Source organism: Deltaproteobacteria bacterium, assembly GCA_003696105.1.
Taxonomy (GTDB): Bacteria; Myxococcota_A; Polyangia; order Haliangiales; family J016; genus J016.
This window is the reverse complement of the sequence record RFGE01000019.1, coordinates 1-7,004: the sequence shown is the minus strand read 5'-3', so window position 1 is coordinate 7,004 and position 7,004 is coordinate 1. Positions and strand designations below refer to the sequence as shown.

The 7,004-nt window shown below is 73.7% G+C and carries 5 protein-coding genes; 4 read left to right on the top strand and 1 reads right to left on the bottom strand.

Annotated features, from left to right (window positions below):
- Positions 1-1,104: serine/threonine protein kinase (locus D6689_01235; protein RMH44920.1), on the bottom strand; the 1,104-nt coding region annotated here is incomplete at its 3' end.
- A 156-nt stretch (positions 1,105-1,260) separates the two neighbouring features.
- Between D6689_01235 and D6689_01230 the strand changes: the two genes are divergently transcribed.
- The 4 genes from D6689_01230 to D6689_01215 form a co-directional block, all read left to right on the top strand.
- Complete coding sequence (locus D6689_01230) at positions 1,261-4,269, top strand: hypothetical protein (protein ID RMH44919.1); 3,009 nt, start codon at positions 1,261-1,263, stop codon at positions 4,267-4,269.
- Positions 4,232-5,587, top strand: coding sequence for a VCBS repeat-containing protein (locus D6689_01225; GenBank protein ID RMH44918.1), 1,356 nt, complete (start codon positions 4,232-4,234; stop codon positions 5,585-5,587). Before D6689_01230 ends, D6689_01225 begins: the two co-directional genes overlap by 38 nt.
- Positions 5,572-6,432 carry a hypothetical protein gene (locus D6689_01220; protein ID RMH44917.1) on the top strand — a complete coding sequence of 287 codons (861 nt, stop codon included), beginning with the start codon at positions 5,572-5,574 and terminating at the stop codon, positions 6,430-6,432. Before D6689_01225 ends, D6689_01220 begins: the two co-directional genes overlap by 16 nt.
- Before the next feature lie 234 nt (positions 6,433-6,666).
- The coding region (locus D6689_01215; protein RMH44916.1) for a hypothetical protein at positions 6,667-7,004 on the top strand (338 nt) is incomplete at its 3' end.

The window sequence follows — 7,004 nt, the reverse complement described above, 5'->3', positions numbered from 1 at the left end:
GTGCAGCGCGGTCGGCGGCGCGGCGTCGTGCAGCGCGGTCGGCGGCGCCGGCAGCGTGCCGACGGTGGCGTGCTCCGTCGCGCCGCCCGCGTGCGTCGCCAGCGCCGCCAGCGTGCCGACGGTGGCGTGCTCCGTCGCGCCGCCCGCGTGCGTCGCCAGCGCCGCCATCGCGCCCGTCGTCAGCAGCCGCGGGAACCGCTCGCGCACCCACGCGCCGAGCTCGGCGGACGTCACCACGCGCGGCGCCGCCTTCAGGTACGCCTCGAGCGCGCGCCCCAACTCGGCGGCGGTGGCCCGCCGCTTCGGGTCGACCGCGAGCGCGCGCGCGAGCGCCGCGGCGACCGGCGCCGGCACGTCGGGACGAACGGCCTCGATCCGCTCGAGCCGGCCGTCGCGGATGCGCTCCATTCCGGCCACCGGGTCGTCGCGCGAGATCGCGACGCGGCCGGCCAGCAGCTCCCACAGCACGAGCGCCAGCGAGAACACGTCGGACGCGCCCGTAAGTGGCTTGCCGGTACATTGCTCCGGCGACATGTACGCGAACTTCCCCTTGATCACGCCGGGCCGCGTGTGTTCGACGCTGGTGACGGCCTTCGCGATGCCGAAGTCGACCAGTTTGACCACGCCGTCGAACGACACCATCAGGTTCGGCGGCGACACGTCGCGGTGGACCAGCCGCAGCTTGCGCCCGCGTTCGTCGGTGAGCGCGTGGGCGTAGCGCAGCCCGGCGCACGCGTCGGCGCCGATGCGCGCGACCAGCTCGACCGGCAGCGGCTCGCTGCGCCCGTGCTTGATGAGCTGCCCCGCGTGCACGCCGTCGACGAACTCCATCGCGATGAAGTAGTGCTCGCCGACCTTGCCGAAGTCGTAGATGTGGACGATGTTTGGGTGCGCCAGCCGCGCCGCGAGCCGCGCCTCGTCCGTGAACATGCGCACGAACTCCGGCGTCGCCGCCAGATGCGGCAGGATGCGCTTGACCGCGACGACCCGGTGGAACCCCTCGAGGCCGCCCTGGCGGGCGAGGAACACCTCCGCCATGCCGCCCCGGGCGAGCCGCTTGAGCAGCCGGTAGTTGCCAAACGGGATGCCGCCGGGCTCCGCCACGGCCGCCATCGTAGCAAACGCGGGTGCAACCGACCGGTTGCGGCTCGCGAGGGGAATGTCCCCGGTCGCGGACGCCTGTGTGCAGTGCCGCGATAGGTATTTCGACGACTTGCACGGCGATCGAGCCTGGCACCCGACGTGCTTTGCGCATGCGGCATGACGGGGAATCGCGCTGCCGTTTGGGCCCTCGGGGCGGTCGTCACGAGCTGGGCCGTGCCGGCCTCGGCCGACATGCCGCTGCGCATCGTGACCGGTGCGGTGCAAGATGCCGACCGTTCCGGTGATCTGCGGCCCGAGGCCGCCGCGATCCTCGACCGGGTCGAAGCGGACGGCCGCGGGGTTCTCACCCTCGCCGACGTGCGGCCGTCGGGAGTGCTGTACGCGTTTTCGCCGCCGGCGACCATCCGCGTGTGGCGCCGCGGTCTCGACGGGTCGTCGACGTCGTGCTCGGGCCGCGTCGACGTCATCCCGTTCGAGCAGTACGTCAAGGGCGTGTTGCCGCACGAGTGGATCCGGTCGTGGGAGCCCGAGGCGCTCAAGGCCGGCGCGGTGGCGATTCGCACCTACGCGGCGTGGTGGGTCAACGCGGGCGGCAAGTACGACTGCGCGGATCTCGACGATACGACCGCGTCGCAGGTCTACAAGGATGAGTTCTTTCCGCAGACGGACGCGGCGGTGGACGCGACGGTGGGGATCTACGTGGTCAAGGACGGCGACCTCGTGTTCGCCGAGTACTCGGCGGAAAACTCCGACCCGACCGCGTACGGAGTCGACGAGCCGCTGTGCACCGGGCGCGAGGTGTTCGGGCACGGCCGCGGCACGTGCCAGTGGGGGACCCAGCGGTGGGCGCTCGCTGGCAAGACGTTCGACTGGATCGTCACGCACTACTACCCCGGGTCGGAGCTCACCGGGGTCGATCCCGTGTACGACGCGCAGCTTCAGGATGCGTCTTACGCGGTGGACATGACCGCCGGCAAGGAGGTGGTCGTGTGGCTCGAGTACGTCAACACGGGCGACACGACGTGGACGCCGGACACGGTGTTCGTCGGCACGACGTCGCCGCGCGACCGCGACAGCGCGTTCTTCGTCGCCGGCAACTGGGTGTCGCCGTCGCGGCCGACCGGGGCCGACCACTCCAACTACACGCCCGGGACGGTCGGGCGGTTCACGTGGGTGATGCGCGCGCCCGACGTCGCGGAGACGACGGTGTTCACCGAGACGTTCGGGCTCGTGACGGCCGACGGCCAGTGGTTCGGCCCCGCCGACGACGCGGTCACGTGGACGATCACGGTGCATCCGGCCGGCGGGGACGGCGACGGCGATGGCGGCGACGGTGGGGGGCCGGGCGCGCAGCCGGGCGGCGGCGCCGGCGCGAACGACGGCGGCGATCCGGCCGGACCCGGCGGCGCGGGCGCGGGCGGCGTGACCGGCGGGTGCGCCGCCGCCGGCGGCGAGGGCGGCCTCGGCGGCGCGCTGTGGATCGCGGCGGCGCTCGCGCTCGCCTGCCGGCGGCGGCGGTGGGTCCTGTTGGCGGCGCTGGCCGCGTGCGCCGGCCCGCCGGCTGGCGCGGTGGCGCCGCGCGCGTCCGCGCTCGGGGGCGACTCCGATCTGATCTCCGCATTCGAGGAGGCCGCCGCGGCGACCGGCGTACCCGCGGAGCTGCTCGCGACGATCGCCTACAACGAAACGCGGCTGCGGTTCGCGGGCACTCACGTACACGCCGGACACGCGGGCGCGCCGCCGGCCATCGGGATGATGGCGCTGCACGAGGGAGGATCGCGCGACATCGCGCGCGCCGCCCGACTGGCCGGCATCGACGCGGCGGTCGCGCGCGCGGACGCGGCCGCCAACGTGCTGGCCGCCGCCGCGCTACTCGCCTCGTACGCGGGGCCCGGCGCCGACGAGCGCGACGTCGGCAGCTGGCGCGACGCCGTCGCGGCCTACGGCGGCGATGCGCTCGCGCGCGACGTCATGGACCACCTCGCGCGCGGCTGGCGCGGGCGCGACGCGGCCGGCCGGCTCGTGGTGTGCAGCGCGCGCCGCGAGGCGCGCGCCGGCCGCGACGGCTTCGGGTCGGAGACGTTCGCGCTCGGCTATCCCGGGGCGATCTGGAATCCGGCCCACTCGTCGAACTACACCGCCGCTTCGCGCGGCGCCGCGCAGATCAACTACGTCATCATCCACACGACGCAGGGGTCGTACGCTGGCGCGATCAGCTGGTTCAAGAACCCGTCGTCCAACGTGTCGGCTCACTACGTCGTGCGGTCGTCGGACGGCGAGATCACGCAGATGGTCGACGACTCCGACATCGCGTGGCACGACGGCTGCTTTAACTCCGAGACGATCGGCATCGAACACGAAGGCTTCGTCGAAGATCCCGACACCTGGTACACCGAGGCGATGTATTCCGAGTCGGCCAAGCTCACCGCGTGGCTGGCTTCGCAGTACGGCATCCCGGTGGATCGCGCGCACATCATGGGGCACGGCGAGGCGCCGGATTGTTCCGATCACACCGATCCGGGCAGCGGCTGGGACTGGGATCACTACATGGACCTGGTGCGCAGCGGCGGCCGGCCGAGTTACGGCGCGTCCTACGTCGGCCAGGACACGCCCGCCGAGATGGTGGCGGGCGAGGAGGCGGTCGTGTGGTTCGAGTTCGCCAACGAGTCCAACGTCACCTGGGGGCTCAACGAGACGCGGCTCGGCACCGCCAATCCCATGGATCGCGACAGCGCGTTCTACGTCGAGGGCAATTGGCTGGCGCCGAACCGGCCCACCGGCGCCGACCACTCCAACTACGCACCGGGATCGGTCGGGCGGTTCACATTCATGATTCGCGCGCCGCAGGTCGACGAGACGACGACGTTCACCGAGGACTTTCAACTGGTGCAGGAGGGCGTGACCTGGTTCGGGCCCGTCGTGTCGATGACGATCACGGTGCACCCGGCCGGCGGCGATCCGGACCCCGACCCGGATCCCGACCCCGATCCCAGCGGCGACGGCTCCGGCCGGCCCGTGGACGTGCCCGGCGGCGACCCGGTCGACGGCGACGCCGGGCGCGTGTCGGGCGGGTGCGCGGCCGCCGGCGGTGGCGCGCCGCAGCCGTGGTGTGCGATCATCGTCGCCGGTGCGCTGTTGTCTGGCCGTCGCCGCCGCCGCCGCTAGCGCCGCCGCGTGCGGCGACAACGCGGTCGTGATCGAAATCGCCGGCGACCTGCTCGAGCCGGGCGGCGTCGACGCGTTTTGCCTGGCCGTCTACGACCGCGACCCCGCGGGCGCCGAGTTCGCCGCGCGCTACCGGGTAGCGGAGGTCGCCGACCTGGACGCGCTCACGCTCACGGTCGAGGCGGCGGCGGCCGAGGGCGGTGTCGCCGCGGTGCGCGGGTACCGCCGGGGCCTCGAACTCGCCCGCAGCGTGCGCGCGTTCGAGTTCTCCGGCGGCGTGGACGTGGTCGATCTGCGGCTCGACGCGTGCCGGCCGCACGCCGCCGGCGCGCCGGCGGTCGTCGCGAACGCGGACGCCCCGGCCGGCGCGCGCATCGCCGTGTCGTTCGGCCGGGGCGGCAGCCGCGTCGCAGCGCTCGGCGACGGCGCGGCGCTGTGGCGGGCCGACGGCGGCCTTGCCGGCGCCGGGATGCTGCCGGCGGGCGCCGCGCCGGCGGCCGTCGTCGCGTTCGACGCCGACGGCGACTGCGACGACGACCTGCTCGCCGTGGCGGCGGACGGCAGCCGATTGCTCCGGCGGCGGTCGGACGGCGGGTTCGACGAGGTGCCGGGCGCGGTCGCGGCGACGGGAACGGCCGCGGTCGCCGCCGACGTCGACGGCGACGGCGACATCGACGCCGTCATCGGCGGAGGCGCGGCGCTGGCCGTCTATCGCAACGACGGCACGGGCGAGTTCACCGGCGAACCGCCACTCGCCGGGCTCACGGACGTCACCGCGCTCGCGGTGGCGGACCTCGACGGCGACGGCCACGTCGATCTGGTCGTCGGCCAGGGCGACGCCGTCGGCGCGTTCCCGCGCGTGTTGTTCAACGATGCCCCCGGCACCGGCGCGTTCGCGCTCGCTCCCGCGGCGCTGCCCGAGGTCGCGTTGCGCGCGCGGGACGTCGCGATCGCGGACGTCAACGCGGACGGCGTCGCCGACGTGCTCGTCGCGGTCGCCGGCGGTCCGGTGCGCGCGTTCGTCAATCGCGGCGATGGCCGGCTCGAGGACCGGTCGTACGTCGTGCTGCCGTCGCAGCCGGCTGACGCGGTCGCGGTCGCCGCCGGCGATTGGGACGGCGACTGTCTCGACGACGCGATCGTCGGCCTCGACGTGGCCGGCGCAATCGGCTGGGTCGGCGCCGACACCGGCGCGATGTCCGAGGAGGCGATGCCGGCCGGCGACGCGGCCGACGTGGCGCTGGCCGACATCGACGACGACGGTCGCAGGGACGCGGTCGTCGCCGGCGGCGGGAGGGTCGTGTGGATCGCGCGGTGATTCGCGCGACCGCGTGCGCGGTGTGTGCGGCGGTCGCGGTCGCCGGCGTGCCGGCGCGTGCGGACGAACGCGCGCGCATCGAGGCGCGCCTGGATCGCGGTAAGGCGTTGTTCGACGAACTCGAGTACCGCAAGGCGATCCGCATGGTCGCGCCGGTACCGCACGACCCGGCTGCGACGCGCGACCAGCGGCTGCGCGCGCTCGAACTCATCGGCCTCGCCTATCTCATTCTCGGCGACCGCCAGCGCGCGAGAGAGGCGTTCGAGGACTTGCTCGCCATCGATCCGGGTTACCAACTGCGCGACGACACCGGCTCGCCGAAGATTCGCGCGTTCTTCGACGCGGTCAAGCGCGCCTACGTGCCGGGGTTCGACCCGCGCGCGGCCGCCGAGCTGTCGCACGCCGCGCCGCGCAGCGCCACCGCCGCGCGCCCGCTGGAGATCGAAGTGCGGGTCGCGCGCGGCGGCGGGCGCGTCAAGGAGATGGTGGTGATGTGGCGGCGGCGCGGAGAGCTGGACTACGACGACGTCGCCGCTCGCCGGATCAAGGGGGACCTGTGGCGCGCGCGCATTCCGCTGCCGCCGTCGCCGCTCGGCTACCGCATCGACTATTACATCGAGGCGCGCGACCTCGCCGGCGGCGCGATCGGTCGCGTCGGCGGCCCGGAGACGCCGCTGTCGCTCACCGTCGACCCCGGTGAACCCCCGCGGCGCACCCCGTGGTACCGGCGCTGGTACGTCGTCGCCGGCGGCGCGGTGCTCGTCGGCATCGGCGCGGCGCTCGTGCTCACGTCGGGCGAATCCGCACCGCGGGGAACGCTCGAACCGGGCGTGCTCGAGCTGTGACGCGCGGCGTTGCAAGCGAAAGTTAGCGGCGTCGATCGCAGCGGTTGCGGGGAATTGCCCGCTCTCGGCGCGCGGGCGTGATGTCCGTCATGGGCGGCTCGCGGGCGTCGCGCGATGGTGTCGATCTGTTAGTTGACGCCGCCGGGGGGCCCGCGGTATTCACCGCGAAATCGGTTTTCCCGTAACAGGCAGAGAAGGAGCTCGAGCATGAACAAAGTAGCTTGTCTGGCAAAGATGGCCGCCCTGGTGGCCGCCTTGGGCGTGTGGGGCTGCGGCGGCGGCGGCGGCGGCGACGACGACGACGACGTCATTACGTTTCCGGACGCGGGGGGCGGCGGCACTCCGGACGCCGGCAACACCCCCGTGTGCAACCCGGTGAGCCAGACCGGCTGCCAGGCGGGCGAGAAGTGCTCGCTCATCGTCGACGACCCGGCGACGGGTGCGTCCCACGTCGGCTGTGTCGCCGACGGCACGGCGGGGCTCGGCGAGGACTGCATGCGCGCCATGAACGCGGGCGAGTCCGACACCTGCAAGGCCGGCGGCTACTGCTACAACGGCAAGTGCCGGCAGAT